General features: G+C 67.0%; 15 protein-coding genes. 1 reads left to right on the plus strand and 14 read right to left on the minus strand.

Annotated features, from left to right (window positions below):
* Positions 1-30: 30 nt before the first annotated feature.
* Together VFQ64_RS10180 and VFQ64_RS10185 are read right to left on the minus strand one after the other, a co-directional pair.
* Positions 31-1,212 (minus strand): hypothetical protein, encoded by a 1,182-nt coding sequence (locus tag VFQ64_RS10180; protein WP_325103172.1) that lies wholly within the window; start codon positions 1,210-1,212, stop codon positions 31-33.
* 34 nt (positions 1,213-1,246) lie between these two features.
* Positions 1,247-1,540: an Hpt domain-containing protein gene (locus VFQ64_RS10185; protein ID WP_325103173.1), complete on the minus strand. Its 294-nt coding sequence runs from the start codon at positions 1,538-1,540 to the stop codon at positions 1,247-1,249.
* 82 nt (positions 1,541-1,622) lie between these two features.
* Here VFQ64_RS10185 and VFQ64_RS10190 point away from each other — a divergent pair, with 82 nt between their 5' ends.
* The gene (locus VFQ64_RS10190) at positions 1,623-3,917 is read left to right on the plus strand and encodes a hypothetical protein (RefSeq protein ID WP_325103174.1); all 2,295 of its coding nucleotides are present in this window, start codon (positions 1,623-1,625) and stop codon (positions 3,915-3,917) included.
* 1 nt (position 3,918) lies between these two features.
* Here VFQ64_RS10190 and VFQ64_RS10195 read toward each other — a convergent pair whose 3' ends face one another.
* The 12 genes from VFQ64_RS10195 to nuoG all read right to left on the minus strand — a co-directional run bounded on the left by VFQ64_RS10195 (position 3,919) and on the right by nuoG (position 17,054).
* Positions 3,919-4,203 (minus strand): DUF1467 family protein, encoded by a 285-nt coding sequence (locus VFQ64_RS10195; protein ID WP_325103175.1) that lies wholly within the window; start codon positions 4,201-4,203, stop codon positions 3,919-3,921.
* Positions 4,204-4,207: 4 nt separating this feature from the next.
* Positions 4,208-5,848: a ribonuclease J gene (locus VFQ64_RS10200; RefSeq protein ID WP_325103176.1), complete on the minus strand. Its 1,641-nt coding sequence runs from the start codon at positions 5,846-5,848 to the stop codon at positions 4,208-4,210.
* A gap of 102 nt (positions 5,849-5,950) precedes the next feature.
* Positions 5,951-6,733: a type III pantothenate kinase gene (locus VFQ64_RS10205; RefSeq protein WP_325103177.1), complete on the minus strand. Its 783-nt coding sequence runs from the start codon at positions 6,731-6,733 to the stop codon at positions 5,951-5,953.
* 7 nt (positions 6,734-6,740) lie between these two features.
* Complete coding sequence (locus tag VFQ64_RS10210) at positions 6,741-7,454, minus strand: biotin--[acetyl-CoA-carboxylase] ligase (protein WP_325103178.1); 714 nt, start codon at positions 7,452-7,454, stop codon at positions 6,741-6,743.
* Between the two features lie 58 nt (positions 7,455-7,512).
* A complete protein-coding gene (gene nuoN, locus VFQ64_RS10215) occupies positions 7,513-8,967 on the minus strand; it encodes an NADH-quinone oxidoreductase subunit NuoN (protein WP_325103179.1) in 1,455 nt (484 codons plus the stop codon).
* The gene (locus tag VFQ64_RS10220; protein ID WP_325103180.1) at positions 8,967-10,538 is read right to left on the minus strand and encodes an NADH-quinone oxidoreductase subunit M; all 1,572 of its coding nucleotides are present in this window, start codon (positions 10,536-10,538) and stop codon (positions 8,967-8,969) included. The genes nuoN and VFQ64_RS10220 overlap by 1 nt, the downstream gene beginning before the upstream one ends.
* Positions 10,535-12,583: an NADH-quinone oxidoreductase subunit L gene (nuoL, locus tag VFQ64_RS10225; RefSeq protein ID WP_325103181.1), complete on the minus strand. Its 2,049-nt coding sequence runs from the start codon at positions 12,581-12,583 to the stop codon at positions 10,535-10,537. The genes VFQ64_RS10220 and nuoL overlap by 4 nt, the downstream gene beginning before the upstream one ends.
* A 1-nt stretch (position 12,584) precedes the next feature.
* Positions 12,585-12,890, minus strand: a complete 306-nt coding sequence (gene nuoK / locus VFQ64_RS10230; protein ID WP_325103182.1) for an NADH-quinone oxidoreductase subunit NuoK — start codon at positions 12,888-12,890, stop codon at positions 12,585-12,587.
* Positions 12,887-13,498, minus strand: a complete 612-nt coding sequence (locus VFQ64_RS10235; protein ID WP_325103183.1) for an NADH-quinone oxidoreductase subunit J — start codon at positions 13,496-13,498, stop codon at positions 12,887-12,889. The genes nuoK and VFQ64_RS10235 overlap by 4 nt, the downstream gene beginning before the upstream one ends.
* Before the next feature lie 27 nt (positions 13,499-13,525).
* Positions 13,526-14,011 carry an NADH-quinone oxidoreductase subunit NuoI gene (gene nuoI, locus VFQ64_RS10240; protein WP_325103184.1) on the minus strand — a complete coding sequence of 162 codons (486 nt, stop codon included), beginning with the start codon at positions 14,009-14,011 and terminating at the stop codon, positions 13,526-13,528.
* The gene (nuoH, locus tag VFQ64_RS10245; RefSeq protein WP_325103439.1) at positions 14,008-15,033 is read right to left on the minus strand and encodes an NADH-quinone oxidoreductase subunit NuoH; all 1,026 of its coding nucleotides are present in this window, start codon (positions 15,031-15,033) and stop codon (positions 14,008-14,010) included. The genes nuoI and nuoH overlap by 4 nt, the downstream gene beginning before the upstream one ends.
* A gap of 26 nt (positions 15,034-15,059) precedes the next feature.
* Positions 15,060-17,054, minus strand: a complete 1,995-nt coding sequence (gene nuoG / locus VFQ64_RS10250) for an NADH-quinone oxidoreductase subunit NuoG (protein WP_325103185.1) — start codon at positions 17,052-17,054, stop codon at positions 15,060-15,062.
* Positions 17,055-17,057 lie beyond the last annotated feature (3 nt).

The following is a 17,057-nucleotide window of genomic DNA, read 5'->3' on the forward strand; positions in this document are numbered from 1 at the left end:
ATCTGTACCGCCGCTGTGATTAAGACGCGACTAAGCTTGCGGCCGCAGCCGCTCGATGGCAGCCGCCACGGTCGCCGTTGCATAGGCGGCGGCGGCGGCGAGCCCGATCACCGGCCAGGCGAGCGCGGCACCGGCAAGTACGATCAGAAGATAGGCCGACGCACTGCCCCACCACCATTGCCGCAGCCGCTCTGGCCCGGCGCGTTCGGCCAGCGTCGCCAGCGTCACTGCGGCGATCGCCACGGCCAGCGCGGCGACATCGCCCGCCCGCCCGCCTTCGGCCGCACCCAGGAACAGGGCCGCCGCGGCCGGGATCAGCAATCCCGCGCCGCGTTGTGCGCGCTCGACACCCGCCTCGTCACGCAAGCCGCTGAGCGTGGCGCCGATCCCGAGCACCACGCAGGCCACGAAGGCGAGCGCCAGCCCCGCCACGCTCCAGCCCAATCCAATCGCCGCCAAACCCGCCATGCCCAACACACCGCCGGCGGCGCCGACCCCGGCACCCGGCCAACGCCGATCGATCATTGCCGGCAGCGCCACGCGCGCAAGGGGGGCCAACACCCACCTGTCGAACCATCCACGCCGGTCCGACACGATCGCGGCGAGCACCGCGCGGCCACGCTCGGCCAGCGCGCCGCCGTTGCGCTCGATCCCGTGCCCGTGCGCCAGCGCCTCGGGTGGAAGCATGACGTGCACCGCGCGCGCTTGCTCCGCCACACGCACCAACGTCGATTGCGCGTCATAGTCGGGTGGCAGCCGCGCGGCCTCGCCGATCCGTCGCGGGTCGAGGCGCGCGACGCCCGCCCAGGCCTGGCCGCCGCCCAGCCGCTCGAACACCGCGCCCGCTTCCGCCTGCGGGACCACGAGCAGGGCGTCGCCACCTTCTTCCGCCAGCGTCGCCACCACGCGTTCGGTGGTGATCAGCCCGTCGGCAAGCATCAACACCCGCGCCAACGGATGCAGCTTCGCCGCCGCCTCGCTCGCATGACGCACCGCGTCGACGGTCACGCCGCGCTTGCCGATCCGCGACACCGCGCCCAACAGCTCGGGCGTCAGCCGCGCGACCAGTATGATGATCTGCGACACGCCCGCCTCGACCAGCAGCCGCGCCTGATACTCGATCAACGTCACGCCGCCGAACGGCAGCGTCGCCGTCAGTCGCTCGGGCCGATCGTCGGATTCCGCGATCGCAAAAAGCAGCCCCGCCAGCATGGACGAGGCTGTTAGGGGCTAGTGGCGCGTCCGGCTAGAGCCGCGCGACCATCCGCTTGAGCTTCACCGTCAGTCCCGGATCAGGCGCGCCCGCCGCGATCGCCTCACCTGCAAGCGCCGCCAGGCGAACCGCACCGAAGCTTGCCGCAAGGCCCTTGAGCCGCCACGCGGCCGCGACCCATGCATCCGCGGCCGTTGCCTGTTCGAGCGACAGAACCGCCGCGCCGGCACTTTCCAGAAACGCATAGCGTAGCTCGGCGATCAGCGCCGGATCGTCGCCGACCGCCGCCGCCAGGGTCGCCTCGATCGCTCCGGGGTCATAGGCCATGCCGATCGATAGCGCGTCGATGCTTACCGAAGCGTTGCGCTTGGCGCTTTGCGCGCGGACGAAAGCTGGTAAATCAACATCCATGAGTGGGGGTAGCATGGTGGTCGAGATACGCGCGGATACGAGCCGCGCCGCGCAACCGGACTATGTCGAGCCGGTTCACGACGTGCCTGCCGCCGACGACTGGACGGATTTCGAGCTGGAGGAGACGATCGACCGCAGAGCGGGGATGCGGCGGATCTTGGCGCTCGCCGCTATCGCCTTCGCCGCGGCGTGGGTGCTGGGGATGCTTTGGCTCGCGCGTGCCTCGCTGGCGCAATTGTCGCCGCTCGGCTTTGCGCAGTTCGCGGCGGCGTTGGCGGTCGTGCCGGCTTTGATGGGCATCATGTGGCTGATCGGCCTACGCACCAGCCATGCCGAGGCCCGGCGGTGGAGCGGAACCGCCGCGGAGATGCGCGCGGAGGCACTCAGGCTCGAACGCAGTGTCGCTGCTCTGGGACAGGCGGTAGAGGCGAACCGCCGCCAGCTGGCGACACAGATCGATGATCTGGTCGCACGCGGCGGGGACGCGACCGAGCGGCTCGGTGCGCTCGGGCGTGACCTGTCGGCGAACATCGCGCTGGCGAACACCCACGCAGCGACGATCGCCGACGCCGCGGACAAGGCCGTGGCGGGTATCGGCACCTTCGTCGAGACACTGCCCGCCGCCCATGCCGAGACCGAGCGGGTGGCGCAGTTGCTTGATCGCACGGCGGCAAGCGCGACCGGCCACGCGGCCCGTCTGGAAGAGCAGATCACCGGTCTGGCGGAGCGTGGTGGCGAGGCCGAGCGCATCGCCGATACGGCCGCGCAGGCGCTCGCCGAGCATCTCGCGCGCATGGAGGGCACCAGCGAAGCCGCTGCCGCCCGCCTCGAAGGCGCGACGGCGGCGATGACCACCACGGTGGATGCCTTGCTCGACCGCACCGCCGACGCGGTCGACCGCTCTCGACAGGGCATCGCGTCGCAGGGTGACACGATGCTGGCGATGGTCGGCGCGCATCGGACCGCCTTGGACGACGCCGCCCGCACCTCGGCGGGCGCGCTGGCCGAGCGGATCGCGTCGGTGGAGGCGGCGATCGAGCGCCTCGCCGTACGCCTCCACGACCAACGCGCCAGCGGCGAGACCATGGTCGGGGAGCTCGAGACCGGGCTCCAGCGGGTCGAGACCCAGATGGCGGCGCTCCATCATCAGGGTGTCGATCGCTCCCAGCTGCTGGCGGCGTCGATCAGCGCGCTCGGCGGCTCGGCCGACGCGATGACGGAGGCGCTGCGCGCCGGCGAAGAGATGGCGACCCGCACCATCGGCACGACCGAATCGCTGCTGATCGCGCTCGATTCCGCCGCGCGTGAGATCGACGAGACGCTGCCCGATGCGCTTGGCCGGCTCGACCAGCGGGTGACCACCAGCAAGGCGGTGGTCGCCACCGCCAAGCCTGAACTGCTAGCACTCGTATCGGCGGCGGAGAGCAGCCACGACGCGATCGAGGCGATCGCCGGCGTCATCACCGAACAGCGCCGCGTCGTCGATCAGCTGTCCTCGCTACTCCTCCAGACCTTGACCGACGGCCAGACCAAGACCGAATCGCTGGGTCAGGTGATCGACGAGACGATCGGCCGCACTCACCGTCTCGCTGACGAGGCGGCGCCGCGGCTGCTGGAGGCACTGATGCGCGTCCGCGACACCGCGCAGAGTGCTGCCGACAAGGCGCGCGAGACGCTGGCAACGGTCATCCCCGAAGCCGCGAGCAGGCTGGAAGAGGCGAGCGCCTCGGCGCTGCGCCGCGCGACCAACGATACGGTGGAACGCCAGATCGCCGCCGTCGCCGACGCCACCGACCGCGCGGTCGACGCCTCGACCCGCGCCGCCCACCGGCTCGCCGAGCAGGTCCAGGCGATCGTCGATCAGACCGCGATCGTCGAGACCCGCATCGAGGACGCGCGCGCCGAGCGCGAGCAGCATGACAGCGACACCTTCTCGCGGCGCGTGTCGCTACTCATCGAATCCCTCAACTCCGCCTCGATCGACATCACGCGCAACCTGTCGACCGAGGTCTCGGATACCGCCTGGGCAGCCTATCTGAAGGGCGATCGTGGCGTCTTCACCCGCCGCGCGGTGCGCCTGCTCGACGCCGGCGAGGCACGCGCGATCGCGGCGCTCTATGACGAGGACGCCGGGTTCCGCGAGCGGGTCAACCGATACATCCACGACTTCGAATCCGTGCTGCGCTCCGTGCTCGCTCAGCGTGACGGCTCGCAGCTCGGCGTCACGCTGCTGTCGTCGGACATGGGCAAGCTCTACGTCGCGATGGCGCAGGCGATCGAACGCCTGCGCTGATCTAACGAAGCTGCGGCGCGTCCTCGACGTTGAAGAAGATCAGCATATCCGGCGTCACCCAGCCATTGACGTAATTGGCGTAGTACAGCCCGAACAACACCGTCGCGACCACCGTCACCCACAAAGCGACCCGTCCGGGGCGGAATTCGTGCGGGGCGCTTTCCGCCGTACCGGGGACATGCTCGGCACCCGCCTCGCGCCCGGTGCGGACGCCCCAGGGCAGCACGAGGAACACCGAGAACGCCCAGAACAGGCTGTAGATCGCCAAGATCGACGTCCACCGCACGGCCTTAGGCCTGGATCAGCAGCACATCGACGATCGGCTTCTTGCCCGTCCAGCGCGTCGCGATCTTGCGCACCGCCAACCGCACATCCTCTCGCACCCGATCGACCGCGCGCTTGCCGCCACGCGCAGCCTCGGCCGCGGCATCGCTCGCGTCCGCCACGAACGCCGCGCGATCCTCCTCGACGGGCAGCCCTTGCACCTTGACCTCGGGTCGTCCGAGCAGCCGCCCGTCCTTGCCAATCGCCACCGCGACCGACACCTGGCCGTTGACCGCGATCTTGCGCCGCTCGTTGATCGTCGCACCGTCCGCCGGCAGGATCACGTCGCCGTCGAGCACCAGGCGGCCGACTGCCGCGTTGCCGATCTTCTTCGCCGGTCCGGGTAGCAGCCGCACGATGTCGCCGTCGGTCTGCACCAGCGTCTGCGCGATGCCCTCGGCCGCCCCGAAGCGCGCCTGCTCCTGCATGTGCCGCATCTCGCCATGGACGGGGATCAGCACCTTTGGCCGGATCCAGCGGTACATGTCGGCGAGCTCCGGCCGCCCGGGATGGCCGGAGACGTGGACGTGAGCCTGGCGCTCGGTCACCATCTCCACGCCCTTACCGGCGAGGATGTTCTGAATGCGCCCGATCGCGACCTCGTTGCCCGGAATCTGCTTGGACGAGAAGATCACCGTATCGCCCTTGCCGAGGCTGATCGGGTGCGTGCCCTCCGCCACGCGGCCGAGCGCCGCGCGCGGCTCACCCTGGCCGCCGGTGGCGACGATCAGCACCTTGCCCGCAGGCAGCTTCATCGCCGTGTCGGGGTCGATCGTGTCGGGAAAGTCGAGCAGATAGCCAGTCGCCTTGGCGACGCGGAGGATGCGGTCCAGCGAGCGGCCGGTGACGCACAGCTGCCGCCCGGTGTCGCGTGCGACCTGGCCTAGCGTATGCAGCCGCGCGGCGTTGGACGCGAAGGTGGTGACGAGCACCCGCCCCTTGGAACGCGCGACGACCTCCGCCAGCCCCTCGCGAACGCTGCTCTCCGACCCTGATGCCTCCAGGTTGAAGACGTTAGTCGAATCGCACACCAGCACATCGACGCCGGTGTCGCCGATCGCTGTTAGTTGTTCCACGGTTGCCGGCTTGCCGATCACCGGTGCCGGATCAAGCTTCCAGTCGCCGGTATGAAAGACTCGGCCCGCCTCGGTCTCGATGGTGATCGCATTGGCTTCGGGAATGGAGTGCGACACGGGCACCCAGGTGCAGGCGAACGGCCCGAGCTGGAGCGGCTCGCCTTCCTTGACGATGCGCAGCTTGACGCGCCGTTCGATCCCTTCCTCTTCCAGCTTGCCGCGCACCAACCCGGCCGTGAACGCGGTCGCATAGAGCGGCACGCCCAGATCCTCGGCCAGATACGGCAGCGCGCCGATATGGTCCTCATGGCCATGGGTCAGCACGATGCCGACCAGGTCGGCGGCGCGCTCTTCGATGAACTGCAGATCGGGCAGGATCAGGTCGATGCCGGGATAGCCGGCGTCGGCAAAGGTCACGCCGCAATCGACCATCAGCCATTTTCCGGCCGTACCATACAGCACGACGTTCATGCCGATTTCACCCGAGCCGCCGAGAGCGCAGAAGATCAGTTCGTTGTTCTTGGGAGTCATGTAGTCCTGTTATTCTCTCGTCATGCCCGCGCGAGCGACCAGGCCGCTCCTGTGACGATAATGGTTGTGCGGGTTTACCGGTCAGCACCGGCGGGGAAAACTCTAGCCGGCTATATGGGAACGCTCGTACATCAGCGCCAGTCCCTGGATGGTCAGGTCGGGCTCATAGGCGTCGAACACGTCCGTATGGTCGTGCAGCAGCGCCGCCAGCCCGCCGGTGGCGATGACCTTGGTCGGCCGCCCGACCTCCTGCTTCAGCCGGGCGATCAGCCCTTCGACCAAAGCGATATAGCCCCAGAAGATGCCGATCTGCATCTGATCCACCGTGTTGGTGCCAATGACGGTGTCTCGCGTCGGCGCCTCGATCGCTACACGCGGCAGCTTGGCGGCGGCGGTGACCAGTGCGTCGAGCGACAGGTTGATCCCCGGCGCGATGATCCCGCCCTTGTAGGCGCCGCGATAGTCGCTGACGTCGAAGGTGGTGGCGGTACCGAAATCGACCACGATGAGGTCGCCGGGATGCAGCGCATGCGCTGCGATGGTGTTGACCGCCCGATCGGCGCCGAGCGACTGCGGCTCATCGACGTCGAGCGGAATGCCCCATTCGACCGGCGCGCGACCGGCGATCAGCGCCTCCGTCTTGAAGTATTTCTGGCTCAGCACCTGCAGGTTGTGGAGCGCGCGCGGCACCACCGTCGCCACTATCACGCCTTCGATGGCGTCACGTGACAAACCCTCCAGCTGGAGCAGCTGGCTCAGCCACACCGCATATTCGTCGGCCGTACGCCTGGGATCGGTCGCGATCCGCCACCGCGCGACGATCCGCCGGCCATCCAGAACGGCGAACACGACGTTGGTGTTGCCGGCGTCGACCGCGAGCAGCATCTAGGCTTCAGACCAGGAACACATCGCCGGCGTGAATGGCACGCCGCTCGCCCGACGCCAAGCGGAGGATGAGGGCGCCGTCCGGATCGAGATCCTCGAACAGACCCTCGACCCGTGCGCCATCGGGGAGGTGAGCCGCGAGCGCGTCGCCTCGCGGGTGGGCAACTTTTAGCCAGCACTGGCGAATGGGAGTGAAACCCTCGCTGCGCCAGCGTTGAAGCCAGCGGGCAAAACTGTCCGCCAGAATTCCAACAAAGGTCTCCGGCCCGACTATAACGCCGTGCGCGGCAAGGCTGGTCGCTGGGCGATCGGGCAAGTCCGGATGGTGCGCTAGGTTGACGCCAATGCCGACCACCACCGTATCATCGGCGCGCTCGAGGAGGATGCCCGCGAGCTTGGCGCCGACCAGCAGCAGATCATTTGGCCACTTCAGCCTGAGAGCTCCGTCTGGAAGGCTCGGCCGTGCAGCACCGGGAGCTGGGCGTCGCCCGCCACCATGGTGAACGAGAAGGGCAACGGCGTCCCAAACCGCGACGGCGGCCACGAAGCTGAGCGTCGCCGCCGCCGGATCGCCGGGTCGCAGCTGCACGACCGTACTGCCGTAGAAATTCCCGACCGGCGAAACCCACTCCCGCCCCTGTCGTCCCCGCCCCGCCGTCTGCCGTTCCGCGCGCAGCCAGAACCCCTCGGCCGCCACCCCGCTCCGTGCGAGCGCCAGCACATCGGCATTGGTCGATCCCGTTTCGGCGACGGTCCGGATCGTGCTCAGAACAGCGAGCCTAGAACAGGGATCGGGCCGCGATCAGCGTCCATCCGCCGAGCGGCGCCAGCAGCACCCAGCCGAGCGGCGACACGATCACCGCCGATGCCGCGATCAACCCGCCCTCGACGACGCTGCCGCCGCGCGCGAAGGCCGGTGCCGGCTCATCGAAATACATCACCTTGATGATGCGCAGATAATAATAGGCGCCGATCACCGACGCGACGAAGCCGACGACCGCGAGCGGATACAGGCCGGCGTTCACCGCCGCCATGAACACGGCCAGCTTGGCGTTGAAGCCAAGCAGCGGCGGGATGCCGGCGAGCGAGAACATAAAGATCGCCATCGCCGCGGCCAGCCCCGGCCGGGACCGCGACAGCCCGGAAAGGCTGTTGATACTCTCCAGCTGCTGCCCGTCGGCCCCGCGCATCTGCAACACGACGACGAACGCGCCGACCGTCATGGCGATATAGACCGCGAGGTAGAACAGCACCGCCGCCACCCCCTCGGCCGTGCCGGCGGCGAGGCCGACCAGAATGAAGCCGACATTGTTGATCGAGGAATAAGCGAGCAGCCGCTTGATGTTCGACTGGCCGATCGCCGCCACCGCGCCGAGGATGATCGAAGCCAGTGCGGCGAAGATCACGATCTGCTGCCAATGCTCATAGGCCGGGCCCATCGCCCCCATCGCCACCCGCACCGCCAGCGCCACGGCGGAGATCTTGGACGCGGTCGCGAAGAACGCCGTCACCGGCGTCGGCGCGCCCTCATAGACGTCGGGCGTCCACATGTGAAACGGCACCACCGCCATTTTGAACGCGATGCCCGCGAACACGAAGACCAGCCCGAAGATCAGGCCGTAAAAGCTTGCGGCACCCGGCGCCGTCGCCGCGTACGCCTCCGCCACACCGGTGAACAGCGTCGTGCCGGAGAAGCCATAGACCAGGCTGATGCCGTAGAGCAGGATTCCGCTCGCCAGCGCGCCGAGCACGAAATACTTCAGCCCCGCCTCTGCCGACCGCGCATCGCGGCGCATGAAGCTGGCCAGCACATAGGACGCGAGCGACTGCAGCTCGAGCCCGACATACAGCGTCAGCAGGTCGCCGGCCGACACCATCATCCCCATGCCAACCGCCGCGAGCAGCATCAGCACCGGATATTCCGGGCGCAGGTCGTCGCCGGCGGTGCGCTGGAAGAAGCCGGGCGCGATGACGATCGACACCGCCGTCGCGATGTAGATCAGCGCCTTGGCGAACGCGCCGAACGCATCGGCGCGGTACAGCCCCTCATAAGCGTCGTTCCCGGACGAGGCCGGTCCGAACAGTGCAACTCCGGCCCCGATCAGCACCGCCACCCCGGTCCAGCTCACCGCCCGCGTCGAATTCGGTCCGCCCCAGGCGGCGACCAGCATCAGCAGGATCGCGCCGACCGACAGCACCACCTCCGGCAGCGTCATCAACATGTTCGCGCCCATCAGTGCGCCTCCGCCGCTGGAGCGTGCGCCGCGGGCGCGGCATGTCCACTCGTGGCACCGTGCGCAGCGCCCGGCGCGGCCGGCCGCCCCGCCGTCGGGCGCGAGTCACTCTCCGGCGTCGCGCGATCCAACCGCTGCAACAACACCGCCACATCCTTGCGCATCGGCGCCATGAAACTTTCCGGGTAGACGCCCATCCACAGCACCACCGCCGCGATCGGCGCCAGCAGCCACAGCTCGCGCCGCGAAAGGTCTGGCATCGCGCGCACGTCGTCGGACTTGATCTCGCCGAACGCCACCCGGCGGTAAAGATAGAGCATGTAAGCCGCGCCCAGGATGATGCCGGTGGTGCAGATCAGCGCCGTCCAGGTCGACAGCTGGTACGCCCCCATCAGCGCCAGGAACTCCGCCACGAAGCCGCTGGTGCCCGGCAGCCCGATCGACGCCATGGTGAACAGCAGGAAGAACAGCGCGTAGCGCGGCATGTTGATCGACAAACCGCCATAGCGCGAAATCTCACGCGTATGCAGCCGGTCGTAGATCACGCCGACGCACAGGAACAACGCGCCCGACACCAGCCCGTGGCTGAGCATCATGATCATCGCGCCCTCGATGCCCTGCCGGTTGAAGGCAAACAGGCCAATGGTGACGATCGCCATGTGGGCGACCGAGGAATAGGCGATCAGCTTCTTCATGTCGGCCTGCACCAGCGCGACCAGCGAGGTATAGACCACCGCGATCGCCGACAGCAGGAACACCAGCCAGGCAAGCTCCGCCGACGCCTCCGGAAACATCGGCAGCGAGAAGCGCAGGAAGCCATAGCCGCCGAGCTTCAGCAGCACGCCCGCCAGGATCACCGAACCGGCGGTCGGTGCCTGGACGTGCGCATCGGGCAGCCAGGTATGGACCGGCCACATCGGCATCTTCACGGCGAAGCTCGCGAAGAACGCCAGCCACAGCCAGACCTGCACATGCGGATCGAAGTCGAAGCGCATCAGGTCGGGGATATTCGACGTGCCCGCCGCCTGGCGCATGTACAGCATCGCGATCAGCATCACGACGGAGCCGAGCAGCGTGTACAGGAAGAACTTGTAGCTGGCGTAGATGCGGTTCCCGCCGCCCCAGATGCCGATGATCAGGTACATCGGGATCAGGCCGGCCTCGAAGAAGATGTAGAACAGGAACAGGTCCTGCGCGGCGAAGGTGCCGATCATCAGCACCTCCACTAGCAGGAACGCCGCCATGTACTCGGGCACGCGCTTCTCGATCGCCGACCAGCTCGCGCCGATGCAGATCGGCATCAGGAAGACGCTGAGCATGATCAGCAGCAGCGCGAATCCGTCGATGCCGAGCGCCCAGGCGAACTGCCCGAACACCGGCGCGAACTCGACGAACTGCCACTGCGGACCGCCGACCTGATAGCCTGCCCACAGCACGATCCCGAGCACCAGATCGACCAGCGTCGCCGCCAGCGCGCACCAGCGCGCGTCGCGTGCCGGCATGAAGAGGCATGCGACCGCCGCCAGCGCCGGAACGCCGAGCATGAATGACAGCAAAGGAAAGCCGGTCACCGCGAAATCGCCCAGGTCACCGCCGCGGTCAGCCCGATCAGCATCACGAACGCATAGGTATAAAGATGTCCCGTCTGCAGCCGTCCCGCCATGCGGCTGCCGACCATCGCCAGGCTGGCCGCGCCGTTGGGTCCGAAGCGGTCGATCGTCTGCTCGTCACCGCGATGCCACAGCAGCCGGCCGATCGCGAACGCCGGCCGTACGAACAGGAGGTGGTAGAGCTCGTCGAAATACCATTTATGTGCCAGGAACCGATAGAAGATGCCGAACTGCTCCGCCGTCGCCGCAGGAACGCCGGGCGCGCGGATATAGGCATACCAGGCCCCCAGCAGCCCCAGCAGCATCGCGATGGTGGCCGACAATTTGATAATCAGCGGCACCTCATGCATCGCATGCATCAGGTGCTCGTTGAACGCGATCGTCCCGCGCCAGAAGCTCGCGCCTGACTCAGGCTCGATGAAGGCGCCGTGATACAGGAAACCCGCCGCGATCGCCCCGAGCGATAGCAGTGCCAACGGTACCAGCATCGACCAAGGGCTCTCATGTGGGTGATAGCCGCCGGTGCCCGCCGGCAGGTCGTGCTGGCCCGGCTCATGTTGCGCCGGCGCATGGCCGGCGTGTTCGTCCGCCGGATGATCGTCATGGCCGTGCGCATCGTGCAGCGCATGCTGGATGTGCTCGGACGCCGCCCAGCGTGGGGTGCCCCAAAAGGTCAGGAACATCAGCCGCCACGAATAGAAGCTGGTGATCATCGCCACCAACGTGCCCACGAACCAGGTACCGGTCCAACCCGAGGCCCAGCCCGCTTCGATGATCGCGTCCTTGGAATAGAAGCCCGCAAAGCCGCCGACGCCGTAGATGCCGACGCCCGTGATCGCCAGTGTCCCCAGCAGCATCGCCCAGAAGGTCAGCGGGATCGACTTCCGCAAGCCACCATAGAAACGCATGTCCTGCTCGTGGTGCATCGCGTGGATTACCGAACCCGCGCCAAGGAACAGCAGCGCCTTGAAAAAGGCATGCGTGAACAGGTGGAACATCGCCGCCCCGTACGCGCCCACGCCGGCCGCGAAGAACATGTAGCCGAGCTGGGAGCAGGTCGAATAGGCGATCACGCGCTTGATATCGGTCTGCACCAGCGCCACCGTCGCCGCGAACAGGCAGGTCGCTGCACCCACGAAGCGGACCACGGCCAGCGCGTCCGGCGACGCCTCGAACATCGGCGACAGTCGGCACACCATGAACACGCCCGCCGTCACCATCGTCGCGGCGTGGATCAGCGCGGATACCGGCGTCGGCCCCTCCATCGCGTCCGGCAGCCAGGTGTGCAGCCCGAGCTGCGCCGACTTGCCCATCGCGCCGACGAACAGCAGCAGGCACAGCACCGTCATCGTGTCGGCGCGGAACCACAGAAAGCCGATCGTCGAGCCCGCCATATCCGGCGCGGCGGCGAGAATGGCGGGTATTGAAACGGTGTCGAACACCAGGAAGGTGCCGAAGATGCCGAGCATGAAGCCCAGGTCACCGACGCGGTTGACCACGAACGCCTTGATCGCGGCGGCGTTGGCGCTCGGCTTCCTGAACCAGAAGCCGATCAGCAGATAGCTGGCGAGCCCGACGCCCTCCCAGCCGAAGAACATCTGGACCAGGTTGTCGGCCGTCACCAGCATCAGCATCGCGAAGGTGAACAGCGACAGATAGGCGAAGAAGCGCGGCTGATCCGGATCCTCGTCCATGTACCCCCAGCTGTAGAGGTGGACGAGTGCCGACACGCTGGTGATGACGACGAGCATCACCGCGGTCAGCGCATCGACCCGCAAGCCCCAGCTCGCATCCATGGCGCCCGACACGATCCAGCTCGCGACCGGCGTCACACCCGGCTCTAGCGACCCGCCCATGAAGCCCAGGAAGATCGGCCACGACAAGGCCGCCGACACGAACAGTGCGCCCGTGGTGACCAGCTTCGCCGGTACGTTGCCGATGACGCGATTGCCCAATCCGGCGACCAGCGCGGCCAGCAACGGCAGGAACACGATGAAGACGATCATCTCAGCCCTTCATCCGGTCGGCATCGTCGACCGCGATCGTGCCGCGGCCGCGGAAATAGATCACCAGGATCGCCAGCCCGATCGCCGCTTCGCCCGCCGCCACGGTCAGTACGAACATTGCGAACACTTGGCCCACGAGATCGCCCAGGAAGTTTGAAAAGGCGACGAGGTTGATGTTCACCGCCAGCAGGATCAGCTCGATCGCCATCAACATCACGATCAGGTTCTTGCGGTTGGCGACCAGCCCCAGCACCCCGAGCGCGAACAGGACCGCGCCCACGACGAGGTAATGCACCAGCCCGATCACAGCTCCACTCCGACGCCGACCGGCTGGTCGACGTTGCGCGTGGCGTCCTGCGGCCGGCGCTGGTTCTGGCCACTGATATTCTGATAGCGCGTGCCCTTGCGATCGCGATGGGTCAACACGATTGCGCCGATCATCGCCACCAGCAGCACCAGCCCGGCGCCCTCGAACAGGAACAGGTAGCGCGAATAGAGCAGCTCGCCGAGCGCCTCGATGTTCGGCTTGTCCAGCGCCGTCGTACCGGAACGCCGCGCGAGCTCGACCCCGCCCACCGACCAGGCCTGGACCGCGATCACGATCTCCGCCGCCAAAGCCAGCGCGATCGCGAAGCCGAGCGGCCAATAGCGCGTGATACCCGCCCGCATTTGCGCGACGTCGATGTCCAGCATCATGACGACGAACAGAAACAGCACCGCGACCGCGCCGACATAGACGATCACCAGCAGCATCGCGATGAACTCCGCGCCGCACAGCACCATCAGCCCGGCCGCGTTGAAGAACGCCAGGATCAGCCACATGACGGCGTTGACCGGGTTGCGCGACGACACCGTCATCGCACCGGCCACGATCACCACGGCGGCGAACAGGTAAAAGGCGATCGCCTGAATCATGCGGGCAACATCATGTTGGGCGCGCGCCTAGCGGTAGGGGGCATCGGCGGCAAGGTTGGCGGCGAGTACGCCTTCCCAACGGTCGCCATTGTCGAGCAGCTTGGCCTTGTCGTAGATCAGTTCCTCGCGCGTCTCGGTCGAGAACTCCAGGTTCGGACCCTCGACGATGGCATCTACGGGGCACGCCTCCTGGCACAGCCCGCAATAGATGCACTTGGTCATGTCGATGTCGTAGCGCGTGGTGCGGCGGCTGCCGTCATCGCGCGGCTCCGCCTCGATCGTGATCGCCTGCGCCGGGCACACCGCCTCGCACAGCTTGCACGCGATGCAGCGCTCTTCGCCATTGGGATAGCGGCGCAACGCATGTTCACCCCGGAAGCGCGGCGACATCGGCGTGCGCTCGTACGGATAGTTGATCGTCGCCTTGGGTCTGAAGAAATACCGCAGCGTCAGCACATGCGCCTTCAGGAACTCCCACAAGGTAAAGGACTTGATGAAATGCGCGGGGCTCATGACGGCAGACCTACTCGATGGATCATCAACACGCCCGATACCAGGAACACCCACAGCAGCGACACCGGCAGGAAGACCTTCCAGCCCAGCCGCATCAACTGGTCGTAACGATAGCGCGGCACGGTAGCCTTCACCCAGGAGTAGATGAAGAAGAAGAACGCCATTTTGAAGAACAGATTTAGGATGCCCGGCACCCAGGTGAACGGCGCAAAGTTGAAGATCGGCAGCCACCCACCGAAGAACAAGGTAGCGTTCAGCGCGCACATCAGGATGACGTTGGCGTATTCGCCGAGCCAGAACAGCGCGAAGCTCATCGACGAATACTCGGTCTGGTACCCCGCGACCAGTTCGGATTCAGCCTCGGTCAGATCGAACGGCGCCCGCTGGCACTCCGCCATCGAAGAGATCAGGAACATAACCCACATCGGGAACAGCAGCGGATTGAGCACGAAGCCGTTGATCGGCAGGCCATACATGTCCGCCTGGGCGAGAACGATCCGCGACAGGTTGAACGACCCGGCCCACAGCACGACCGTCACCAGCACGAAGCCGATCGCGACCTCATAGCTGACCATCTGCGCCGCCGCGCGCAACGCCGAGTAGAACGGGTATTTGGAGTTCGACGCCCAGCCGGACAGAATGATCCCGTACACACCAAGCGACGAAGCCGCGAGCACATACAACAGCCCGACGTTGATGTCCGCCAGCACCACGCCCGCGTCGAATGGTACCACCGCCCACACGATCAGCGCGACGGTGAAGGTGATGATCGGCGCCAGCAGGAACAGCACGCGGTTCGCGGCCGACGGAATGATGGTCTCCTGCAGGAACACCTTCAGCCCGTCGGCGAAGCTCTGCAGCAGCCCGAACGGCCCGACCACATTTGGCCCGCGCCGCAGCGCCATCGCCGCCCAGATCTTGCGGTCGGCATAGATGATCATCGCCACCGCCAGCATCAGCGGCAGCGCGATCAACAGGATGCCCGCGATCGTCGCGGTGAACCACGCCGCGCCATAAGGCATGCCGAGAGTAGTGTTGAAGAACTCGGTCACTCCGCCGCCTCCGCGAACGCTTCGCCATGGACCAGCTCTTGGCTGCACCGCTGCATGGTCGGGCTGGCGCGGCAGATCGCGTTGGTCAGGTAGAAGTCCTTGATCGGATACCCCTCGATCCGCCCCGACGCGGTCGCGTCGAGCACCGGCGGGCTCCAGTCGAAGCTCGCCAGCCCCGGCTCGCGCAGGCTCGGCACCTCGGTGAACATCGCCTCGCGCAGTCCGGCAAGACTGTCGAACGGCAGCGTCGTGCCCATCACCTCGGACAGGGCACGGAAGATCGTCCAGTCTTCGCGGGCGTCGCCGATCGGGAACACTGCCCGCTCGCCACGCTGTATGCGGCCTTCCAGATTGACCCAGGTTCCCGACTTCTCGGTATAGGTCGCACCGGGCAGCACCACGTCCGCCGCACCTGCACCGCGATCGCCATGATGGCCGACATAGACCTTGAACCCGCCGAAACGGCTATAATCCACCTCGTCCGCGCCCAGGAAGAAGGTCAGCTTGGCATCGTGCAGATCGGCGATCCCGCCGGCGCTGGCATAGCCGAGCATCAAGCCGCCCATCCGGCTCGCCGCCAGGTGCAACACGTTGAAGCCATTCCAGCCATCCCGCACCAGACCCAGCGTCTCGACCAGCTTCAGCGCCGCGCCATGACCGCCCTTCAGCGCCGCCGGCCCCAGAACCAGCATCGGCCGCTCCGCCTTGGCGAACGTCTCGATCACCGCGTCCGGCAGTTTGCCCAGCAGCGACAGCTCGTCACCCAGCCAATCGACCTTGTAGGTCAGGTCGGTCTCCGGCCCGATCGCGAACACCTTCGCCGCCCGCTTGCGCGCCTTGCGGACCCGCGTGTTCACCAGCGGCGCTTCCCAGCGCAGGTTGGTGCCGACGAGCAGGATCGCGTCCGCGCGCTCGACGCCGGCGATCGTGGTGTTGAAGTTGACCGCCGCCAGGCTGGACGTGTCATAATCCATCCCCGTCTGACGGCCTTCGAACCGCGTACCGCCCATCCCGCGCACCAGCGCCTTGGCCGCGTACATCGTCTCGCAATCGACCAGATCACCCGCCACCGCCGCGACCGAGCCGCCATGCGCGACCGCCGCGATCGCCGCGAACGCCTCGTCCCAACTCGCCGCGACCAGCTTGCCGCCACGCCGCACATAGGGCCGGTCAAGCCGCCGGCGGACGAGCCCGTCGATCGCGTAGCGCGTCTTGTCGTGCGCCCACTCCTCGTTCACGTCCTCGTTGATCCGCGGCAGGCAGCGCAGCACCTGGCGACCGCGGCTGTCGAGCCGGATGCTGGTGCCGACCGCGTCATGCACGTCGATCGACGGCGTCCGCCGCAGCTCCCACGGACGGTACTCATACTGATACGGCTTGTGCGTCAGCGCGCCGACCGGGCACAGATCGACGACGTTGCCGGACAGCTCGCTGGTCACCGCGCCTTCGAGGTACGAGGTGATCTGCATGTCCTCGCCGCGATACAGCGCGCCGATCTCCTCCACGCCCGCGACCTCTTCGGCGAAGCGGACGCAGCGCGTGCACTGGATGCACCGGGTCATGATCGTCTTGACGATCGGACCCATATACTTCTCGGTCACCGCGCGCTTGTTCTCGGTATAGCGGCTATGCCCCTTGCCATAGGCAACGGACTGATCCTGCAGGTCGCACTCACCGCCCTGATCGCAGATCGGGCAGTCGAGTGGATGGTTGATGAGCAGGAACTCCATCACGCCCTCGCGGGCATGCTTCACCATCGGCGTGGTGGTGAAGACCTCCTGATTGTCCGCCGCCGGCAGCGCGCACGACGCCTGCGGCTTGGGCGGCCCGGGCTTCACCTCGACCAGGCACATCCGGCAATTGCCCGCGATGGACAGCCGCTCGTGATAGCAGAAGCGCGGGATCTCCTTGCCCGCCGCCTCGCACGCCTGGAGCACGGTCGCCCCCTGCGGCACTTCCACGTCTATTCCGTCGACTTTGAGCTTGGGCATGGT

It is taken from the genome of Sphingomonas sp. (genome assembly GCF_035714405.1).
In the GTDB taxonomy this organism is placed as follows: Bacteria; Pseudomonadota; Alphaproteobacteria; order Sphingomonadales; family Sphingomonadaceae; genus Sphingomonas.

What these genes read in the sequence shown, in the direction of transcription:
- VFQ64_RS10180 (WP_325103172.1), bottom strand. Translation starts at nt 1,212, where the DNA reads ATGCTGGCGGGGCTGCTTTTTGCGATCGCGGAATCCGACGATCGGCCC.
- VFQ64_RS10185 (WP_325103173.1), bottom strand. Translation starts at nt 1,540, where the DNA reads ATGGCCTATGACCCCGGAGCGATCGAGGCGACCCTGGCGGCGGCGGTC.
- VFQ64_RS10190 (WP_325103174.1), top strand. Translation starts at nt 1,623, where the DNA reads ATGAGTGGGGGTAGCATGGTGGTCGAGATACGCGCGGATACGAGCCGC.
- VFQ64_RS10200 (WP_325103176.1), bottom strand. Translation starts at nt 5,848, where the DNA reads ATGACTCCCAAGAACAACGAACTGATCTTCTGCGCTCTCGGCGGCTCG.
- VFQ64_RS10205 (WP_325103177.1), bottom strand. Translation starts at nt 6,733, where the DNA reads ATGCTGCTCGCGGTCGACGCCGGCAACACCAACGTCGTGTTCGCCGTT.
- nuoN (WP_325103179.1), bottom strand. Translation starts at nt 8,967, where the DNA reads ATGGGCGCGAACATGTTGATGACGCTGCCGGAGGTGGTGCTGTCGGTC.
- nuoL (WP_325103181.1), bottom strand. Translation starts at nt 12,583, where the DNA reads ATGATCGTCTTCATCGTGTTCCTGCCGTTGCTGGCCGCGCTGGTCGCC.
- VFQ64_RS10235 (WP_325103183.1), bottom strand. Translation starts at nt 13,498, where the DNA reads ATGATTCAGGCGATCGCCTTTTACCTGTTCGCCGCCGTGGTGATCGTG.
- nuoI (WP_325103184.1), bottom strand. Translation starts at nt 14,011, where the DNA reads ATGAGCCCCGCGCATTTCATCAAGTCCTTTACCTTGTGGGAGTTCCTG.
- nuoH (WP_325103439.1), bottom strand. Translation starts at nt 15,033, where the DNA reads ATGCCTTATGGCGCGGCGTGGTTCACCGCGACGATCGCGGGCATCCTG.
- nuoG (WP_325103185.1), bottom strand. Translation starts at nt 17,054, where the DNA reads ATGCCCAAGCTCAAAGTCGACGGAATAGACGTGGAAGTGCCGCAGGGG.